This is a genomic window from Rhodoferax ferrireducens, from assembly GCF_003347515.1.
GTDB lineage: Bacteria > Pseudomonadota > Gammaproteobacteria > Burkholderiales > Burkholderiaceae_C > Rhodoferax.
The window spans coordinates 1-20,188 of the sequence record NZ_QEII01000302.1; the positions used below are offsets into that span (position 1 = coordinate 1).

Genomic DNA, 20,188 nt, shown 5'->3' on the forward strand with positions numbered 1-20,188 from the left:
CGGCATGGCCCAGCCCAGCAGACAAATGATCAACGTAGCGATTGAACTCCTGCGATATGTCCATCACGCCCCCAGTCAAAATTCACGCTGCGTTTATGATAGCATAATTTATGACACAGTAAGATTAAGAGACCACTTTCGCTGCATAACGGCAGTCCGTTTCAGGCTGACTCCAGACGTTCTTATTTCTTGAAAACAGTCACTTACGTATAGTTTAAGAGGTGCTGTTAAGCGTGCCTCTTGAATGAGTTAGTCGTCACTCTTTTGCCCCTCCTCGAATACTTCTAATGAGGCTGGCGATCTGCTCCGCACCGTCGAACGTTGATGGTATGCCGGACTCTTCCGTAACTAGGCCACTAAAGACAAGAGCCTCAAACTTGCTAAGTGCTGATGAGTCTTTGTTTCTCAGTTTCGTTACGTAATCAGCATAGCTCTCAATGAACTGGCACAAGGAAACGCGTAGATCAATCTGAAGCAGCTGAGCCTTAACCGAACGAAACTGACCAAGCACCACTCTGAAAAAATAAAGCAAGATGATCTCGATCGCAATGATCGTTGGTAGTGTGTACACAAGAGTGCCTTTGTGGCTCTCGATTGTTTCGAGATTTATGGCCACGAAACTGAGCTGTGCTAGTGGCAGTACTGTCATCGCAAGCCCGATCAAAATGATCGATACAAAGGAAAATTTTCGCTCCTCTTCCTTTTTCTCTTTTAAGCCTTGGAAGCCGTGTACCAGTCCAACGAAGTTATATGCCGATGTGATATTGCCGATATTGGAGGCCAGTCCCTGAAGCAGCTTTTGTCGCTCGTCTAGGTCCTTATCCCATTCTTCCTTGATTTTTCGGGACGCCTCGACTGTCTCCGAAAACTTGCGGAACTCGGTAACAGATGGGTGACCGATGAGTCTTTTTGCGACTTGGGCAGGCATCGCGTAGGCCGCATAGATGAGTTGCTGCCTGTCTGTTCCAGTAAAATCCTCAAGGTGATCATGAACAAAGTTCATGATCCGTCTTACCTCGAAACTCGGTTCGCCCGGTTGCGTGAACTCGAGTTCACACAAAAATCGGTACGCAGATGTGAAAACTGACCGAACGACAGATGGGCGATTCTCTGGCGGTAGGTCGAAGTAGTTTTTTATCTCCCCCATGAAGGACGCGCCAATCCATTCGACATTGACTGCCGCGAACTCATCGAATTTCTCCGGGTTAGAGATCATCAGATCGACAATCTGCGCAAGATGATGCGTCATGCCCTCCGGCGGAATCGCCTCAGAAGGCAGCGTACGCAGGTCTTGAACCAGCCTGCGCAACAGCGCTGCGTTGGACGGCACGGTGAAAAGTGCGGAAGATGATTCGGTGGTCATAGGATCTTTTCGTGACGCCTAACGAATCGCGTTTATCTGCCGCGCTGCGATGCTGAAAGAGGCCATATTTGCCTCCCGCGGCTGATAGACATTGTTAGGCTGGACCGCCAGCATAGGTGGTCCCGATGAGGGGATTGAAAGCTCGACCCCTGCTTTATGGTTCATATTATGAACGTCTTTTTGGCGTAATCATTGCCCATCAGACAGCATGACTGAATGGTCGCTTCCGCTGCACTGCTGCCCTCCGCGAAATCGCCATCGCGAGTTTGCTAGATCCCCTTACCCTGTCGCCGTGACCGGACCCGAGGGCGCCAAGTTCAATCCGCCTTGATACCCGCCCGCTTGACGATGTCGCTCCAGATCTTCTGCTCGCCCGCGATGAAGCTGGCGTATTCCGCCGACGGCCCGCCGCCGCGCACAGCGTTGTCGGTGGCAAAACGCTCCGTCACCGCCGAGGACTTCAGCGCCTTGAGGCACTCTTCCTGCAGGCGTTTGACGATCTCGGGCGGCGTGCCGGCCGGCACATGCATGCCGTACCACTGCGAGGTCTCGAAGTCCTTGAAGCCCATCTCGGCCACCGTGGGTACATCGGGCAAGGCGGCAATGCGCTGTTGCGTGCCGACCGCGATGGCGCGCAGCTTGCCGGCGCGAATGTGCGCGCCCAGCGCCGGCATGCCGGCGGACGAGGCCTGGGTGCGGCCGGACAGCAAATCAGTCAGTTGCGGGCCGGTGCCCCGATAGGGAATATGGGTGATGAACATGCCGGTCACCAGCTTGAGGTACTCCATGGCCAGGTGGCCGGCGCTGGCGTTGCCGGCCGAACCATAGTTGAGCTGGCCCGGGTTCTTTTTGACATAGACCACAAACTCCTGGAAGTTCTTGGCCGGCACATCGGGATGGATGACAAACACGTTGGGCACCTTGGCCAGCAAGGTCACCGGCAGGAAATCCTTGTTGACGTCGTAAGGCTGGTTCTTCAGCATGTAGGGGTTGACCGCCATGGTGCCGACATGGGTCAGGATCAGGGTATGGCCATCGGGCGCCGCCTTGGCGACTTCCGCCATGGCGATGGTGCCCGCGCCGCCCGGCTTGTTCTCGACGTAAACACTTTGCCCGAGCTGCTTGGTCAACTCTGCGGCCACCGAGCGGGCCACGATTTCCGAGGTGCCACCGGGGGCGAAGGGCACGACAAAACGAATCGGCTTGGACGGCCAGGCCGGCTGCGCCAGCAAGGCGGGCGCGGCCAACACCGAGGCGGCAGCACCCGCGGCTTGCAGCACGCGACGGCGGGACAAAGAGTTGGGGTTCATGTTGGAAGTCTCCTGTGATGGTCTGGGAAAAGTCTAAGGCGCAGGCCTCGAAAACGGTATCAGCGCAAACCCCATCCCTGGGGACTTGGCGTGAACTCAGTCAGTGCCCAGCGCCAGCCGTTCAGGTTGGCGCTTCTCGATCGCCCACTTGAGCAGGGCCGCGCTGCGGAAGATGCCGTGGGCAAACTTGCCATAGGGCAGCGTGGCAAACAGCGCCATCACCACGCCCAGATGCACGGCCAGCAGCGCGGGCAGCGCCGGGGTATCGCGCGCCAGCCACAGCGCCAAACCGCTCAGGCTGGTGAAGAACAGCAGTGCAATGAAACCGCGGTCCATCGGCTTTTGCGCGGCATCGCCCAGCCCTGGATGGCGTTGCAGGTTGAGCATGAACAGGCCGGCCGTGCCCGCCAGCAGACTCAGGCCTCCGGCGACGCCCAGCAATTTGGGCAGGCTGGGCAGGTCGTAAGGGGCGATCCAGCCGAAGGCGTAGTGGTAAAGCGTGGCCACGCTGGTGGCGGCAAAACACAGCAGGAAACCGTAAAAGGTCAGGTGGTGCGCGCGACGGCGCGACAGGGTGTAGGCCTCGTCCGCGTTGTGGCAGCCCTCGCCATGGCCGCCGTCCAGGTACTTCAGGCGCAGCACGTCCGCCGTCGCCTCCAGGGCCGCCGCGCCCGAGACTTGGCTTTCAGCCGAGGCAGGGCTGCCAGTCGAGGCGCCTGGGGTGGCCGGCGTCACGTCGGACCAGAAGCGCCGCACGCCCAGGCCCAGCGCCAGCGTGGCAAACAAAAACACCGGCGCGAACAAGCCCACCAATAAGTTGTGCGGAAACAGCTGGTAGAAGTTGCCGCGCAGATCGCCGCCCCACAGCGTGCCATTCAAGGCCAGCGCCAGCAGCAGAAAAATCGCCAGCCCGGCCGCCAGGGCCAGCGACAGCGTCAGGCCATTGCGCTGGTAGAGCGCACCGAGCGCCGGCGGCCAGGCATAGTCGGCATAGGTCTGCCCTCGGACCTGGGCCATGGCCTGCGGCACGCTGACGGCAAACTCATGCGGCGGCGCGTACTGGCAGGCGTGCAGGCAGGCGCCGCAGTTGTGGCACAGATTGGCGAGGTAATGAATGTCGGCCTTGCCAAATTCGAGCCGGCGCGTCATGGCCGGGAACACGGCACAAAAACCCTCGCAATAACGGCAGGCGTTACAGATTTGCAGCTGCCGCGCCACCTCGGCCTCGGGCGCGCTCAGCACGATCTCGCCATTGGCCAGCGCGCGGGCATCGCGGGTCAAAGCCGCCAGCGGGGTCAAGCTATTTGGTTGCTCAAGCTGCGACACGATTTACTCCTGATTTAATAGCTTCCTGCGCAGACTGGACGCCGGCTATACGCCCAAAAGCCGTACCAATCGACATGCCGACACCGGCCGTGTAGCCCTGGCCCAGCACGTTGCCGGCCATCATTTCACCGGCCACAAACAGGTTGTCGCTGGGCACACCGCCAAAGCGCACGGCGGCGGTGGCATCGGTCTTCAGGCCCAGGTAGGTGAAGGTCACCCCGGGCTTGAGGGCGTAGCCGTAGAAGGGCGCGGTGTCGATGGGCCGCGCCCAGTGCGTCTTGGCGGGGCTCAAGGCCTCGGTCGCGCAGTCGTCCAGCACGGTGTGGTCGAAGCTGCCGACGCGGCAGGCTGCGTTGTAGTCGTTCAGGGTCTGCATGAAGGTGGGCACGTCCAGGCCCAGTTGCTGCGCCAGTTCGGGCAGGCTGTTCGCCCGGGCACCGGGAAACACCGGCGGCATGAAGCGCCCCACCGCCTTGGCATCGATGATGGAATAGCCCAGCTGGCCCGGCTGCTGCGCCACCAGGCGGCCCCAGATGGCGTAGCGCTTGGGCCAGAAGTCTTCACCCTCGTCGTAGAAACGCCGCCCCTCGCGGTTCACCACCACGCCCAGCGACACACAGTCGATGCGGGTGCAGATGCCGCCGTCGTACAGCGGCGCGCGGGCGTCGATGGCCACCATGTGGGCCTGGGTGGGATCGCCAATCGCGTCGGCGCCGGCGTCCAGCAAGTGCTTGAGCAGCACGCCCTGGTTGAAGCGCGTGCCGCGAATCGCAAAGTTGTCGGACGGCCATTCGCCGCGCGCGTTCTGGCCCCAGGCCTCGCGCAGCCAGTCCCGATTCGACTCGAAGCCGCCGGCCGCCAGCACGCAGGCGCGTGCGGTGATGCGCTGCGGCCCGACCCAGGCGGCAAGAAAGCGACCATCCTGCAGCTCAAGCCGGTCCACCGGCGCGTTGTAGCGGATCTGCACGCCGAGCTGTTCCGCGCTGCGGTAATAGGCGTTGACCAGCGCCTTGCCGCCGCCCATGAAAAAAGCGTTGGTGCGCGACAGGTGCAAGGTGCCGGAGAGCGAGGGCTGGAAATGCACGCCGTGGCTGCGCATCCAGTCGCGGCAGCGCGACGATTCCCGGATGACCAGGCGCGCCAGCGCTTCATTGGTCTGCCCGCCCGTGACCTTGAGCAGGTCCTGCCAGAATTCCTCTTCCGGATAGGCCTCGGTCAGCACATCCTGCGGCGCGTCATGCATGCAGCGCAGGTTGCGCGTATGAGCGGAATTGCCGCCACGCCACTCGCGCGGCGCCGCTTCCAGCAGCATGACGCTGGCGCCGGCCTCGCGCGCCATCAGCGCCGCGCACAGGGCAGCGTTGCCGCCGCCAATCACCAGCACATCCAGATTGATTTCTTTGCTTATGTCCATGACCGGACTGTAGGCGCCAGCCCGGCGCCGCGTAAGCACCACGCGACGATGGGGGTATCACGAATCGTGATGGATCAGCCGGGCCCCCACCCATTGGCCCGAGCGCACCAGTTGACGCGCGCAGTCGGCCAGCACCACGCGGGTGGCCAGCGCGGCCGGCGAGAGCTCGTCGTCCGACAGGCTGCACAGGGCGTTCGTGCGATGCACCTGCGCATCCGCGATCTCCGACCACTGAAAACGCTGGGCCGCCTCGGTGACACGGCCCAGCGCGGCCCAGGGTTGCACGGTGCTGCCCAGCCCGGCGCTGACAGCGTCCATGAGCATAGCCAGTGAATCGATCTCGGCCACCAGCTCCGGTTTGAATTTGGCCCGTGCAAACGCGGCGTCCAGCGTGCTGCGCAAGCCGTGCGCGCCGGTAGGCAGGATCAGGGGCACCCCTTTGAGCTGCGCCATGCGCGTCATGGCGGTGTTCGGTGGCTTGCCGCTCTCGCCTGGGGCGCGCGGACTGATCAGGAACAGTTTCTCCTGCAGCAGCGGCATCACGCTCCAGCGCCGCGCCGTGCCGGTGTCGAACAGCACCGCCAGATCGAGCTGGCGCGCGTTCAGCATGGTCGTCACATGGCCCGACATGCTTTCCACCATGTGCAGGCGCACATCCGGGTAGCGCTCGCGCATGGCGCGCATCAGCGGTACGCCCAGCACCGAGGCCGTGGTGGAGGCCAGGCCGACGCTGACCGTGCCGGTCAGGCGCGACTGCTGGGCCGCGCGCACCGCCTGCTCGGCATGGCGCAAGGTCAGTTGCGCTTCCCGGAAAAATGCCAGCCCGGCTTCGGTCGGCGTCACGCCCTTGCTGCTGCGCTGCAAGAGCCGGGTCGACAGTTCGCTCTCCAGGCGGCTGATTTGCTGACTGAGGGCCGACTGCACCAGGTCCAGATCCAGCGCCGCGCGGCTCATGCTGCCGAGCTCGACCACGCGCACAAAATATTTGAGTTGGCGAAGTTCCATGGCGGGCGGTCAGAAACGCAGGGTGGTCATGGCAGGGATAATCGCATACCTATGGACAAGCAACACAATGGACAACGCGTGGTGGTCGGTTTGAGCGGTGGCGTGGACTCGGCCGTCACCGCCTGGCTGCTGAAACAGCAAGGCTATGAGGTCATCGGCATCTTCATGAAAAACTGGGAGGATGACGACGACTCGGAGTTCTGCTCCTCCAACATCGATTTTGTCGACGCCGCCGCGGTGGCGGACGTGATCGGCATCGAGATCGAACACGTCAACTTTGCGGCCGAATACAAAGACCGGGTATTTGCGGAATTTTTGCGCGAGTACCAGGCCGGGCGTACGCCGAACCCGGACATTCTGTGCAATGCCGAGATCAAGTTCAAGGCTTTTCTGGACCACGCCCTGCGGCTCGGGGCGGAAAAAATCGCCACCGGGCATTACGCACGGGTGCGCCTGAATGCGGCCACCGGCCAACACGAATTACTCAAGGGCCTGGACCCGTCCAAGGACCAGAGCTACTTTTTGCACCGGTTGAACCAGGCGCAGCTGTCCAAAACGCTGTTCCCGGTGGGCGAGTTGCTTAAGACCGAGGTGCGGCGACTGGCGCTGGAGATCGGCCTGCCGAATGCGAAAAAGAAGGACTCGACCGGCATTTGCTTTATTGGCGAGCGGCCGTTCCGCGATTTTTTGAACCGCTACATCGCCAAGGAGCCCGGCCCGATCAAGGATGAGAAAGGCCGCACCATCGGCCAGCATGTGGGTTTGAGCTTTTACACCCTGGGCCAGCGCCAGGGTCTGGGCATCGGCGGACTCAAGACCAAGGGCGCGCAAAAAGGCGGCGGCGAGCACGCGCCCTGGTTCGTCGCGCGCAAGGACATGGAAAAAAACACGCTGTGGGTGGTGCAGGGGCACGAACACCCGTGGCTGCAGTCCTTCGCGCTGACGGCGCAGGACGCCAGCTGGGTCGCCGGCGCGGCGCCGGCTGCGGGCCAATTCACATCCAAAACCCGCTACCGCCAGCTTGATGCGCCCTGCACGCTGGCAGCCGGCGCGGGTGAGGCGTTCAGCCTGAACTTTCCCGGCCCGCAATGGGCCGTCACGCCGGGACAGTCGGCGGTGCTGTATGACGGCGACGTGTGCCTCGGTGGCGGTGTGATTGCGGCTTGAGTTCAGCGCCTGAAACGCTACTATTTTAGTAGCTACTTGCGATTTATGGACGCGGGCTAGAGGCCGATTTGACTTATAAAATTGGTTATCCCATGCGGGCCAGCAAGGCTTCCATATCTTTCAGCATGAGGTCCAGCCCGGCCTTCTGGGACTCGTCCGGCTGCATGCAGGCGTCGAGCTCCTGCTCCATGAAGCACATCGTCATACGCAGGTAGGTGCTGTCCAGCGCTTTACGCACGGCCGAGAATTGCTGTCCAATCTTGAGGCAGTTCTCGCCCTCTTCGATCATGCGTTGCACACCCCGAATTTGTCCCTCGGCGCGCCGAAGCCGGTTGAGCAACTCGGTCCGGGCAGCGGCGTTCGTCAAGTTGGTCATCAGTATCTCCTTCAATCTATCATTTCAACCGCACCCCCAGCGCATCGACCACTTCAACGCTGACCGCAATGCCCTGGCTGACACTTTGCGTCACCGTGCAATACGATTCAAACTGTCCAAGCACCCGGTCCAGGTGCGCCAGTGAAGCGGCCGGCACCCCCAGCGTCAGTACCGCCTTGATCGTCAGCACGCGCAGACGCCCCTCGGCATTGCGGCCGACCTCGGCGTGGACATCGCAGGAAATCGGCTCCGGCGCCTGCTTGAACTTGCGCAAGGCGAACAACAGGGAGTCCGACAGGCAATTGCCCACGGCCGCGGCCAGCAGTTGCACCGGTGACGGGCCCTGCTCCCGGCCCAAGGGCGCCGATTCATCGCCCATGACAACCGGGATGTCGCCGCCGAAGTGAATGTCGAACTGGTAGTCCTGCTTTTGATGAAGCTGTACGTGGATGCTGGTCTCGCTCATGGCGTCTCCTGAAAACGGGTGAATTGATTCGGCCGGCTTATTCCCTCAGTTGGCGCAGCCGATTTTCGATTCCGGCACGCCGAGCTTCTTGAGGATGATGCCCAGCGGGCAAAAATTGGTGAAGCCGGATTGGAACAGATTGAAGCCGACAAAAGCGGTGAAGGCCAGCGCCCATTTGCTCACAAACAGCGGGCTGCCCTCGACGCCCAGCGCCAGTGAAATCATGATGAAAAGGCCGGCAAAAACAAGGATGTAGCGCTGGACGGTCATGGTGAAACTCCTGATAGAAAATTGAAGAATGGGTGAAATGGCTACTTGGTTTTTTCCGCCAGGCGCACGATGCCCAAGAGCTTGAGCACGTATTTTTCGTAAATGGGCTCCGAGTTGCCGGTCTTGATCTTGCGCATGAAGTACTTCTCGAATGCGATCTTGGCCAAGTGCACCCATTTGCCCTTCTTGAACCAGTTCACATTGCGCGGCGGGATCTGCGGCAGCGCCACAAAGGCGGCGCCGGTGTCGCCCATGTCGGCCAGGCAGATGGCGTTCCAGGTGCCTTTGGCCTCGGGTGTTTTACCGGCCAGCTCGTCCCGGATGTTGTGCGCGATGGCACCCACCATGCTCTCGATCATGTAGCCGGTTTTGGGCGTGCCGGTGGGCACCGGTGTCACTTCCACCGGCGGGATGGCCACGCACACGCCGGCCGAGAAGATGTTGCGGTAAGCCTTGCTGCGCTGGAACTCGTCAATCAGCACCATGCCGCGCGGATTGCACAAATTGGGCACGGCGGCCACCGCATCCACGCCCTTGAAGGCGGGCAGCATCATGGACAGCTTGAAACCCAGCTCGTGCTCTTTGTAGACATTGCCCAAGTCGTCGAGTTGCGTGACAAACATCTTGCCCTCCTCCACCCGGGTGGTCTTGGCATTGGTAATCCACTTCATGTCGCGACCGCGCAGCTCGGACTCCAGCATGGACTTGCTGTCGCCGACGCCGCCCAGGCCCAGGTGCCCGATGTAGGGCTCGCTGGTCACATAGGTAATTGGCACTTTGTTGCGCAGTTTGCGTTTGCGCAGGTCGGTGTCCAGGATAAAGGCGAACTCGTAGGCGGGGCCAAAGCAGCTGGCGCCGGGCATGGCGCCGATCACGACCGGGCCGGGGTTGTCGAGAAACTTCTGGTAATCGGCAAAAAACTCCTGCGCGTGGTCCACGCTGCACACCGAGTGGGTGAAACCGCCACCGCCCGAGGTGAGCGGGCCGGCACCCGGCACCTCATTGAAGGCCAGCTTGGGGCCGGTGGTGATCACCAGGTAGTCATAGTCCAGCGTCGCGCCGCCATCCAGCGTCAGGCGGTTGGCGGGCGCATCGATGTGGGTCACTGCCTTTGCGATGAAGGCAATGTCCTTGCGCTCCAGGTAAGGGGCAATCGGCAGCGTGGTCTGCTCGCGTTCGCGCCAGCCCACGGCAACCCAGGGGTTGCTCGGTACAAACTGGAAGTAGTCGGTCGAATTGACGACGGTGATGCGGTGCTCCTTGCCAAGCAACTCGCGCAACTCGTAAGCGGCGGGCATGCCGCCGATGCCTGCACCCATGATGACGATATGAGCCATGATTTGTCTCCTGTGGATTTAACTTCTTACTCGGGCTGTACCTGAAGAGGGGTCGCGTCTGCGCGCGATTCCATACGACGCCGGTACAAGGCGTAATAGAGGACGGGAATGACCACCAGCGTGAGCAGGGTCGAGACCAGAATGCCAAAAATGAGGGACACGGCCAAGCCGTTGAAGATCGGGTCGTCCAGGATGAAGAAGGCGCCAATCATGGCGGCCAGCCCGGTCAATGCAATGGGCTGGGCCCGCACCGCCGCCGACTGCACCACGGCGTCCTTGAAGGCCAGACCTTGCGCCACCTGCAGCTCGATGAAATCCACCAGCAGAATCGAGTTGCGCACGATGATGCCGGCCAGCGCGATCATGCCGATCATGGAGGTGGCGGTGAATTGCGCATTCAACAAGGCGTGGCCCGGCATCACGCCGATGAGGGTGAGTGGAATCGGCGCCATGATGACCAGCGGCGTCAGGTAGCTGCGGAACTGCGCCACCACCAGCAGGTAAATCAGGATCAGGCCGACGCCGTAAGCGGCACCCATGTCGCGGAAAGTGTCATAAGTAATCTGCAGTTCACCGTCCCATTTGATGGCGTACTGGCGGTAGGGGTCAGCGGGCTGGTTAATCCAGTATTCGCCCAGCTCACCAGCGCCGGGCAGCGTGGCGTCCTTGAGTTTGCCGCGGATGGCAAACAGGCCATACAAGGGCGAATCCAGCTTGCCCGCCATGTCGCCGAACACATAGCTCAGGCCCTGCAGGTCTTTGGTGAACAGGGGTTTGTCAATCACACCGCGCTCGACCTCGACCAATTCGGACAGCGCCACCATCTGGCCGTTGGCGGCGCGCAGGGGCATGGCCAGCAGGGCATCAAGCCCGATCTGGGACGTTTGCGGCAGTTGCAGGCGCACCGGCACCGGGTATTTGGACTGGCCATCGTGCAGGTAGGCGGCGTCCGTGCCCGACAGGGCCATCGCCGCCGTCTGGGCAATGACCGCGACCGGAATGCCGAGTGACTCCGCCCGCTGGCGACGTACGCGCAAGAAGGCCCGCGCTGCGTTTTCCTTGAGCGAGGTATCGACGCCAACGATGTCCGGCGTAGCGGCAAAAGCCTTTGCCACGCGGCTGGCCACGGCTTGGCGACCGGCTTCGTCCGGACCATAGACTTCGGCCATCAGGGGCGACATCACCGGCGGGCCGGGCGGTACCTCGACCACTTTGATGCGGGCGTTGTGGCGCAGGCCGATTTTTTCCAGATCGGGCCTCAGGCGCTGCGCGATCACATGGCTCTTGTCGCTGCGTTGGTGTTTGTCGACCAGGTTCACCTGCAGGTCGCCCTGCTCCGCGTCGGCCCGCAAATAGTACTGTCGCACCAGGCCATTGAAGGTGATGGGTGAGGCCGTTCCGGCATAGGCTTGCAGGTTCAGCACGTCCGGCTGCTGCGCCAAAAACGCGCCCAGTTCATGCAGGGTGGCTGCGGTATTTTCCAGCGGGGTTCCGGCCGGCATTTCGACCACCACCTGGAACTCGCTCTTGTTGTCAAAGGGCAACATTTTCATGACAACCCATTGAACCAGCGTCAAACCAATCGACAGCAGGAGGGCCACCAGAATGCCCGCCAGCAGCAACCAGCGCTTGCGCGCGCTGTCCAGAAACGGCGTCAGGACGCGGGTGAACAGGGTTTGCAGCTTGGGGCCCAGTCCTTTGGGCTTGCCATGTTCGACCGGTGAATGGCCATGAGGCTTCATCAATTTGAGGGCCAGCCACGGCGTCACCGTGAAGGCAATCGCCAGCGAGATCGCCATGCCCAGACTGGAGTTGATCGGAATCGGGCTCATGTACGGGCCCATCAAACCGGACACAAAGGCCATGGGCAGCAAGGCGGCGATGACGGTCAGCGTCGCCAAAATGGTCGGGCCACCCACTTCATCGACGGCACGGGGGATGATGTCCTTGAGCGTGGCATCCGGCGTCAGTTGCTGATGGCGGTGAATGTTTTCGACCACCACAATGGCGTCGTCCACCAGGATGCCGATCGAGAAAATCAGCGCGAACAAGGACACGCGATTCAGCGTGAAACCCCAGGCCCAGGACGCAAACAGCGTGGCGGTCAGCGTCAGAATGACGGCAGCGCCCACAATCACCGCTTCGCGCCGCCCCAGGGCAAAGCCGACCAGCAAGATGACGGAACCGGTGGCAAAGGCCAGCTTCTGAATCAGCTTGTTGGCTTTCTCGGCTGCCGTCTCGCCGTAGTCGCGCGTGATGGTGGTCTCGATGTTGGCGGGAATCACCGTGTTGCTCAGGGCCTTGACGCGTTCGCGTACCGCCTGCGCGACATCCACTGCGTTTTCACCGGGCTTCTTGGTGACGGTAATCGTCACCGCCGGGTAGACGCCGCCGGCAGGCAAAGCGGCAGACTTTGTTTCGACCGTCGCCTCGGCCGGATGGGCAGCCACCCCACCGGGGGTAAACCACACATAGCGTTGCGCTACTTGCGCACCCGCCTCAACACGCGCCACCTCGCGCAAATAGACGGGCAGGCCCTTGGCGACACCGACAACGAGTTCACCCACGTCCTGCGCCGAGCGCAAGAACTCACCCGTTTCGATGCTGAGCATCTGCGCAGATTTATTTTCCGTGTCCAGCACCGCCCCCGATGGCATGCCAAAGTTGGCCGCTGCCAGGGTCTGCTTGAGGCCCACCAGGTCGACACCCCGCTCGCGCAGGCGGGCCGGATCCAGCCAGACATGCACGGCACGTCCCGGCCCACCAATGGTCTTGACCTCACGCGTGCCCGAAACACGCTTGAGCTCCGCCTCGACGGCATGGGCGACGCGCTCCAGCTCGGATCCGGGCAAGGCCTCGCGACTCCACAAGGTCACCCCAAGAATCGGCACATCGTCAATCCCCTTGGGTTTCACAATCGGGCTGAGCGTGCCCAAATCGCGTGGCAACCAGTCCTGGTTGGCGTTGAGCACGTCATACAGACGCACCAAGGCCTCGGTGCGCGGCACCCCCACCTTGAATTGCACGGTCAGCACGGCCAGACCCGGGCGCGCGACCGAATAGGTGTGCTCGATGCCGGCAATCTGGCTCAGAACCTGTTCCGCCGGCCGGGCGACCATGTTCTGGACATCCACACTGCTGGCGCCTGGAAACGGAATCAGCACGTCGGCCATCGTCACATTGATCTGCGGCTCTTCCTCGCGCGGCGTCACCAAAACCGCGAACAGGCCTAACAGCAGCGCGACGAGAGCCAGCAAGGGCGTGAGCGCGTTGCTCTGAAACGCGGCGGCAATCCGGCCGGAGACGCCCATGGAGGGTTTGTCGTTCATCGCCATCTCACTTGCCCGCAGCAGGCTGTGCTGCTTGTGGCACGGCTTGCGCACCCGCCAAACCCGCCTTCACCGGATCCAGCGCCACGCGGTCGCCGGCCAGCAGGCCCGCCACCACTTCCACGCCATCGGCCCCGTGATCGGCACCCAAGCGGATCGCCTTGAGCGCAAAGCCATTGCCTGACACCACATAGACCGCAGTCAGCTCACCGCGACGCAACACGGCAGAACCGGGCACCACCGTGCGGTCCGCCGCCCCCCCGGCAAAGCGCACCCTCACCTGCTGCCCCGGCAGCAGGGTCTTGGCGGCTTCCGAGGGCAATTCAAGACGCCACTCAATGGTTTGAGACACCGGATCGGCCGTCGGCACGGTGCTGCGCGACACCGGGCGAACCCATTGGGCGCCGCCCTCGCCGTTTTGCAGCAGCACATCAACGGTGCCAGCCGCCCGCACCTGTGCGGCGCGGGAGACAGGCACCTGGACGACTGCCCGAATGGGCAAGGGCGCGTACAGCGTGAGCAGCGGTTTGCCCGGCACCGCCAGATCGCCGGCTTCGACGTGTGTCTGCAGCACCCAGCCCTCGAAGGGAGCGGTGACCCGGGTAAAGCCCTGCGCCAGTGCCGACTGCCTGGCCCCGGCGCCGGCCTGGTCGCGCCCGGCCAGCGCGCCCTTGAGTTGGGATTCGGCCGTGTCCAGTGCCGCGGAACTCACAAAGCCCTTGGTCTGCAAATCACGCGTTCGATCGAAATTGGCCTGGGCGTTGCGCAGCTCGGCTTGCGCCTGCGCGACCTGCGCCTGGCTGCGCTGAACGCCGGTTTGCGCTTCACGGTCGTCAATGGTGGCGAGCAATTGCCCGGCCCGCACTTTGTCGCCGGCCTTGACCGCCAGCGTCGCAATGCGACCGCCCGCCTGTGCCGAAACCGTGCTCTGCTTGACCGGCTGAATCACGCCGTCAATCTCGAATGCGGCCCCCACCGATTTGAGCTGCACCGGCGCCACGGGCACCTGGATAGAACCTTGCGCGGCGGAGACGGTCATGATCGATGCACCGAGCCACGGTATGGCGCGGCGTGCAACGCGGAAAAAGCCAGGAAATGCAAGTGAGCTCATGGGGCACCTTAAAAATACCATGTGGAGTATATATGTATACCCCCCACAGTACAAGAAATGACTTGAAAATTGCCCGCAAATGAACCGCGCCAAGCGGGCTTTCCGGAACAAGGCGCCCGGCTGGAAAGCCAAACCAAGGTGATAACATGCTCCCAAAATGAGCACTGCGGCGTGATTCGTACCCGCTCAACCAGAGACCAGAACCCATGTTTCACGTTATCCGAAACGCTGATGGATCTATTCAGTCCTTGTCCAGGCAGCAACAGCCCGGGAGCGAAATGCTGGACGATCACAGCCCTGAGGTTTTACGGTTCTTTACCTTTGGCGCGGCTGAGCCCGCGTTTAATGAGGCGGACGCCGACTTTGTACGGGTCATCGAGGACTTGATTGATACGCTCATCATGAAGAATGTGATTCGCCATACCGACCTGCCAGCCGCAGCCCAGAGAAAATTGATGCTGAGAAAAGGGCTTCGCAACCGGATGCAAGGCGCCTTGAATTTGCTGGGAGATGACGAGCGGATTCTGTAGTTTTCGCTCGAAATCAAGCACCCCAGCAAAGCACCATGCCTACATCCACCCTGCCAATCCAAAATCAAAGCGCGGCCAATTCAAGAACATGGCGTGTTGGCGAGCACAGCGTCCATTTCGATCCGCTGCTCGATAGCGTCGTCGCCATCGCCAGAATTTTCGGCATTGCCACGACACAAGAGGCACTGTCTGCGGGTTTGCCATTGGAAGCCAATCTGGTCACCCCGGCCCTTTTGCCGCGGGCCGCGGCCCGGGCGGGCCTGACGGCAAGACTGGCGCGCCGCGCACTGACCGATCTGCGCCCGGGCCTGCTCCCGGCCATCCTGCTCCTGAACGACAAACAGGCCTGTGTTTTGCTGGAATGGATGGATACGGGCGAGGCCCGTGTGAGGTTTCCGGAAAACGGGGAGTCATCCGATGTCTTGACAAGAGAGGCGCTGGAGGCACTCTACGCCGGTGTCGTATTCTTTGTCCGGCCAGTCTTCAACTTCGATCCGCGGACACCCGACACCGGACAGGTTAAGTCACGGCACTGGTTCTGGGGCGTCGTGCTGCAAAACTGGCGCCTGTACCGCGACAGCCTTCTGGCCGCCTTGCTGATCAACTTGTTTGCATTGGTGACCCCGATGTTCACCATGACGGTGTACGACCGGGTAGTCCCCAACCGTGCCGAGGAAACGCTGTGGGTATTGTCCATCGGCGTGCTTTTGATGATGGTTTTTGATGTGGTCCTGCGCGTTTTGCGCTCCTACATTCTGGACACGGCGGGCAAGCGCATCGACGTCACACTGTCGTCAAAGATCATGGAACGGGTGCTCGGACTGCGAATGGCGGACCGGCCGGCTTCGGTCGGCTCTTTTGCGGCAAACCTCCGGGCTTTTGAATCGGTTCGGGACTTCGTGGCGTCCGCCTCCATCACGACTTTGGTGGACCTGCCCTTTGTGTTCGTGTTCTTTTTCGTGCTCGCCTGGATCTCGCCCTGGCTTTTGATACCCCCGCTTTTTTGCATCACGCTCTTGCTGGTGGCGTCGCTGGTGGTGCAACAAAAGATGCAGGAGTTGGTGGACGTGACCCAACGGGCCACGTCACAACGCAATGCCACGCTGGTTGAAAGCCTGGTTGGCATTGAAACGATCAAATTCATGGTGGCGGAAAGCAGTTTTCAACGCAAATGGGAGCAATCAACGGTTTTTCTGGCGCAAAACGGCACCAAGCTGAAACTGCTTTCCTCCGTCATCATGAATTTTGCGCAAATGTTGCAGCAACTGGTGTCGGTGGCCGTTTTGATCGTCGGCGTGTATTTGCTGATGGACAACCAGATAAGCATGGGCGCCATCATTGCTGCGTCCATGCTGGCGGGAAGAGCGATGGCACCTTTCGGGCAAGTCGCGGGGCTCTTGATGCAGTACCACAATGCGAAAAGCGGCTTGACGTCGATCGAGACACATATGACAACCCAACCGGAACGGTTTGATGACGCCGCGTTTTTGCACCGGGCCGGCTTTCTGGGCGATATTGAATTCAAGAACGTCAGCTTTACTTACCCCGGGCAACAGCAGAGCGTCTTAAGCAAGGTTTCGTTCAAGATCCGTGCAGGTGAAAAAGTGGCCTTTATCGGCCGCGTCGGTTCCGGCAAATCAACCATTCAGCGTCTGATTCTCGGCTTGCATCAACCCACCGAAGGCGCGATCTTGATTGACGGAATCGATATGCGGCAAATCGACCCGGCTGAATTGCGCCGGGCGGCTGGTTTCGTGTCGCAAGACGTCAGCCTGTTTTACGGCACGTTGAAAGAGAACATTGCACTGGGCGCGCCGTTTGCCGACGATCAGGATGTCCTCGCGGCGGCCGAGATTGCGGGGGTCACGGAATTCGCCAATCGGCATCCGCGTGGCTTTGACATGTCCATAGGGGAGCGCGGCGAATCCCTGTCCGGGGGCCAACGCCAGGCGGTGGGCATCGCTCGCGCGGTCTTGAACGACTCGCCCATTCTCTTGCTTGACGAGCCAAGCAGCGCCATGGACCACCAAAGTGAAGATCTTCTCAAAGCCCGCCTGCGCCGCTTCACGACAGGAAAGACGGTGGTTTTGGTGACCCATCGCACGTCGCTGCTTGAATTGGTTGACCGCTTGATCGTGATTGACAACGGCCAGATCATGGCCGACGGCCCCAAAGCGCAAGTCGTTGAAGCACTGCAAAGCGGCAGAATCGGCAAGGCCACCTGATGACAAGCACGAAACAAGCAAGTCGCCTGTCCCGCTATTGGGACGGGTTTTACCGACAGTGCTCGGGATGGATCGACCGGGTGCTGAACGCACTCGCTGGAAAGCAAAAAGACCTGGACGGAGATTTCGACGCCAACGCCGATTGGGCCATAGCCGAGCAAACACCGGGGGGCGCACGCATGCTCGTTTGGCTCAGCGTGGCTGTCGTTTTCATTTTGCTCCTATGGGCCGGGTTTGCCGTTTTGGACGAAGTCACGCGCGGCGAGGGAAAAGTCATACCGTCAAGACAAATACAAATTTTGCAGAGTATGGACGGCGGCATTGTTTCGGAAATACTCGTCAGGGAGGGCCAAAGTGTCAAGATTGGCGAACTCCTGCTGAAGGTGGACCCCACACGCATGGTGTCTTCTTTGCGGGAAAACAGGTCCCAATACCTGGCACTCCTGGCGAAAGCTGCGCGGCTCAAAGCACTGGCGGACGGGGCTCGCTTCGCCCCTCCGCAGGACGTTGTCAATGAAGCACCTGAAATCGTGGCGCAGGAACGCTCACTGTACGAGTCTCGGCGTGCAGAACTGGACGCAACCATTGGCGTCGCGCGGCAACAGTCATTGCAACGCTCACAAGAGCTGATATCGGTCAGGGCGCGGCGCGAACAGGCAAGCCAAAGCTACAGCTTGACGGCGCGGGAACTGGAAATGACGCGCCCTCTGGTTAAGACGGGCGCCGTTTCGGATGTAGAGCTTTTGCGTCTGGAGCGCGACGTCGCGCGATACCGGGGCGAGCGGGACAGTGCAAATTCGGACATTCCACGACTGGAGTCAGCGGTGGCAGAAGCCAATCGGAAAATGCAGGAGGTTGACCTGACCTTCCGCAATATCGCGCGATCCGAGCTGAGTGAAACCAACGCCAAGCTCAGTGCCCTGTCCGAAGGGAGCACGGCACTGGTGGACCGGGTTAAACAAACTGACATTCGCTCGCCGGTTAACGGTACGGTCAAACAACTGAAGGTCAACACCGTAGGCGGCGTCGTGCAACCGGGCAAGGACCTCATCGAAGTGGTCCCGTCTGACGATGCCCTGCTGTTGGAAGCCCGGGTCCTGCCCAGAGACATTGCATTCTTGCGGCCCGGTCAAAAAGCCCTGGTCAAATTCACGGCTTATGACTATGCGATTTACGGGGGACTTGAGGCTACGCTGGAGCACATCAGTGCTGACAGCGTGCTGGATGAAAAAGGCAACGCATTTTTCCTGGTTCGCGTACGAACGCTATCAAGTAGTATTGGCCCCCAGAAGTTCCCCATCATTCCCGGCATGGTGGCGGAAGTCGATATCCTCACAGGTAAGAAGTCAGTCCTCGCCTACTTGTTGAAACCCATATTGAGAGCAAAAGCCAAGGCAATGACAGAACGATGAGCCGTCCGTTGAAGTTTATTTTGGTTAGCAGTGATTCAGGGCTAATAGAGCACTGGCAGCGCGCATTTCGTCCGGGCAAGCAGCTCATCGCCAGCCGGTTCAGGGATCTGTGGCAACTGAAATTGGATCAAGACACCTTGGCGCTGATTGATTTGTCACTGCCAGACGTGCCGTTGTGGAACGATGAACAGTGGAAGAGCCTCGTGCATGGACATAAAGTCCGGATTGTGGCCGCAAGCTCCAACCCCAAGGACGGCGAAGCAATCGAGGCACTTGATGCGGGCTGTGCCGCCTACTGCCACGCCTTTTCAGACGCGGCGACCTTGCTCCAGGTCGCCCAGGTTGTTCAGGCCGGGCACGTCTGGATTGGGAAAACATTGATGCAACGGCTCATCCAAAGCGCTGGCCGCGCTGCGGCCCTGGCTACCGAGCCGGTAGTCGACTGGCGGAACGGTTTGACGCAAAGAGAACGGGAAGTCGCTGTGCTGGCGGCAAATGGCGCTTCTAACCACCATATATCCCTGGACTGCAAAATCTCGGAAAGAACCGTCAAGGCTCATTTGAGTTCGGTGTTCGACAAACTCAATCTCACCGACCGTCTTCAGCTGGCTCTACGGGTGCACGGCATCCATTGATGACCCGGATAACCTGTACCCAAGGACAATACCGGGTCGCCAGATAGTGCTCTAAAGTCAGCAAATCTAAATTTGCTGCACTCTGGAGTTAACTCATGGCCACCACTCAAACCTCTGCCCAAGCCCGTGGCGTTGTTGTTATCCTGGAAGGCAAAGCCTGGCTTGTAACTGCTGACGGCATCCGCAGACCGCTGAAGGTAGGAGATGAAGTCCAGGAAGGGCAGCAAATCGTCACGGAGGACGGGACCCGTCTGGAACTAGCGTTACCGAATGGGCAGCCTTTGACTATTGCGTCTGGGCGCGAGTTATTGATTGAGGGTAGCCTGCTGGGCACAGAGCCCACTGACAAGACTGAGGCTGCGCTGAAGGATTTGAACAGCGGCTCCGCCCAGATTGCCAAAGTTATCGCAGGTGGCGGGGATCTTTCAACCGAGCTGGATCCAACCGCTGCGGGTCTTTCCGGGGGCGATGCGAGCGACTCGCACAGTTTTGTGCGGGTGCTGCGAATTAGTGAAGAACTTACGTCATTGGCGTTGGAGCGGGATGCGCAATCTACGGACACAGTGCAAATAGACTTCGGCGCTCCCACACAAGCTGTTCTGAGCGCCGAGCAACCCGCAGTAGAACCTGTAGAACCTGTAGAACCTGTAGAACCTGTAGAACCTGTAGTGCCTGTAGTGCCTGTAGTGCCTGTAGTGCCTGTAGTGCCTGTAGTGCCTGTAGTGCCTGTAGTGCCTGTAGTGCCTGTAGTGCCTGTAGTGCCTGTAGTGCCTGTAGTGCCTGTAGTGCCCAGCATCACCACCGTCGAGCCAGGCGCTCCAGGCGTGGGCGACAACAACGTCAACGAAGGCGCCGACCTGGTTTTCAACGTCGCCATCACCGGCACTTCCACCGCCGCGGTGACCTACAGCC

At 60.8% G+C, this 20,188-nt stretch carries 17 protein-coding genes; 6 read left to right on the forward strand and 11 right to left on the reverse strand.

What is annotated here, in order from left to right:
• Positions 1 to 256: 256 nt before the first annotated feature.
• The 5 genes from C5P05_RS23100 to C5P05_RS23120 all read right to left on the reverse strand — a co-directional run bounded on the left by C5P05_RS23100 (position 257) and on the right by C5P05_RS23120 (position 6,418).
• Positions 257 to 1,363, reverse strand: a complete 1,107-nt coding sequence (locus C5P05_RS23100) for a hypothetical protein (protein WP_114972212.1) — start codon at positions 1,361 to 1,363, stop codon at positions 257 to 259.
• Positions 1,364 to 1,680: 317 nt separating this feature from the next.
• A complete protein-coding gene (locus tag C5P05_RS23105) occupies positions 1,681 to 2,673 on the reverse strand; it encodes a Bug family tripartite tricarboxylate transporter substrate binding protein (protein WP_114972213.1) in 993 nt (330 codons plus the stop codon).
• 96 nt (positions 2,674 to 2,769) lie between these two features.
• The gene (tcuB, locus tag C5P05_RS23110; RefSeq protein WP_114972226.1) at positions 2,770 to 3,972 is read right to left on the reverse strand and encodes a tricarballylate utilization 4Fe-4S protein TcuB; all 1,203 of its coding nucleotides are present in this window, start codon (positions 3,970 to 3,972) and stop codon (positions 2,770 to 2,772) included.
• Positions 3,973 to 3,985: 13 nt separating this feature from the next.
• A complete protein-coding gene (gene tcuA / locus C5P05_RS23115; RefSeq protein WP_198674837.1) occupies positions 3,986 to 5,413 on the reverse strand; it encodes an FAD-dependent tricarballylate dehydrogenase TcuA in 1,428 nt (475 codons plus the stop codon).
• Positions 5,414 to 5,470: 57 nt separating this feature from the next.
• Positions 5,471 to 6,418 carry a LysR substrate-binding domain-containing protein gene (locus C5P05_RS23120; protein WP_114972214.1) on the reverse strand — a complete coding sequence of 316 codons (948 nt, stop codon included), beginning with the start codon at positions 6,416 to 6,418 and terminating at the stop codon, positions 5,471 to 5,473.
• Between the two features lie 51 nt (positions 6,419 to 6,469).
• Here C5P05_RS23120 and mnmA point away from each other — a divergent pair, with 51 nt between their 5' ends.
• Positions 6,470 to 7,585 carry a tRNA 2-thiouridine(34) synthase MnmA gene (gene mnmA, locus C5P05_RS23125; protein ID WP_114972215.1) on the forward strand — a complete coding sequence of 372 codons (1,116 nt, stop codon included), beginning with the start codon at positions 6,470 to 6,472 and terminating at the stop codon, positions 7,583 to 7,585.
• A gap of 85 nt (positions 7,586 to 7,670) precedes the next feature.
• Here the strand turns inward: mnmA and C5P05_RS23130 are convergent, their stop codons facing one another.
• Genes C5P05_RS23130 through C5P05_RS23155 form a run of 6 tightly spaced genes read right to left on the reverse strand, consistent with a single transcriptional unit; the run spans position 7,671 to position 14,474 of the window.
• On the reverse strand, positions 7,671 to 7,961 hold the full coding sequence (locus C5P05_RS23130) for a metal-sensing transcriptional repressor (protein WP_114972228.1): 291 nt from the start codon (positions 7,959 to 7,961) through the stop codon (positions 7,671 to 7,673).
• A 19-nt stretch (positions 7,962 to 7,980) separates the two neighbouring features.
• A complete protein-coding gene (locus C5P05_RS23135; protein WP_114972216.1) occupies positions 7,981 to 8,427 on the reverse strand; it encodes an OsmC family protein in 447 nt (148 codons plus the stop codon).
• Between the two features lie 45 nt (positions 8,428 to 8,472).
• Positions 8,473 to 8,697 (reverse strand): YgaP family membrane protein, encoded by a 225-nt coding sequence (locus C5P05_RS23140; RefSeq protein WP_114972217.1) that lies wholly within the window; start codon positions 8,695 to 8,697, stop codon positions 8,473 to 8,475.
• Positions 8,698 to 8,738: 41 nt separating this feature from the next.
• Positions 8,739 to 10,034 carry an NAD(P)/FAD-dependent oxidoreductase gene (locus C5P05_RS23145; RefSeq protein WP_114972218.1) on the reverse strand — a complete coding sequence of 432 codons (1,296 nt, stop codon included), beginning with the start codon at positions 10,032 to 10,034 and terminating at the stop codon, positions 8,739 to 8,741.
• Between the two features lie 26 nt (positions 10,035 to 10,060).
• Entirely contained in the window at positions 10,061 to 13,369 is a 3,309-nt protein-coding gene (locus tag C5P05_RS23150) for an efflux RND transporter permease subunit (RefSeq protein ID WP_114972219.1), read from the reverse strand.
• A gap of 1 nt (position 13,370) precedes the next feature.
• Positions 13,371 to 14,474, reverse strand: coding sequence for an efflux RND transporter periplasmic adaptor subunit (locus C5P05_RS23155; RefSeq protein WP_157979436.1), 1,104 nt, complete (start codon positions 14,472 to 14,474; stop codon positions 13,371 to 13,373).
• Positions 14,475 to 14,752: 278 nt separating this feature from the next.
• On the opposite strand from C5P05_RS23155, the gene C5P05_RS23160 reads away from it, so the two are divergent.
• From C5P05_RS23160 to C5P05_RS33815, 5 genes are all read left to right on the forward strand, one after another.
• The gene (locus C5P05_RS23160) at positions 14,753 to 15,004 is read left to right on the forward strand and encodes a hypothetical protein (protein WP_232834637.1); all 252 of its coding nucleotides are present in this window, start codon (positions 14,753 to 14,755) and stop codon (positions 15,002 to 15,004) included.
• Between the two features lie 35 nt (positions 15,005 to 15,039).
• The gene (locus C5P05_RS23165; RefSeq protein WP_114972222.1) at positions 15,040 to 17,229 is read left to right on the forward strand and encodes a type I secretion system permease/ATPase; all 2,190 of its coding nucleotides are present in this window, start codon (positions 15,040 to 15,042) and stop codon (positions 17,227 to 17,229) included.
• A complete protein-coding gene (locus C5P05_RS23170; RefSeq protein WP_114972223.1) occupies positions 17,229 to 18,641 on the forward strand; it encodes an HlyD family type I secretion periplasmic adaptor subunit in 1,413 nt (470 codons plus the stop codon). The genes C5P05_RS23165 and C5P05_RS23170 overlap by 1 nt, the downstream gene beginning before the upstream one ends.
• Entirely contained in the window at positions 18,638 to 19,276 is a 639-nt protein-coding gene (locus tag C5P05_RS23175; RefSeq protein WP_114972224.1) for a response regulator transcription factor, read from the forward strand. Before C5P05_RS23170 ends, C5P05_RS23175 begins: the two co-directional genes overlap by 4 nt.
• Before the next feature lie 95 nt (positions 19,277 to 19,371).
• Positions 19,372 to 20,188: retention module-containing protein (locus C5P05_RS33815; RefSeq protein ID WP_157979437.1), on the forward strand; the 817-nt coding region annotated here is incomplete at its 3' end.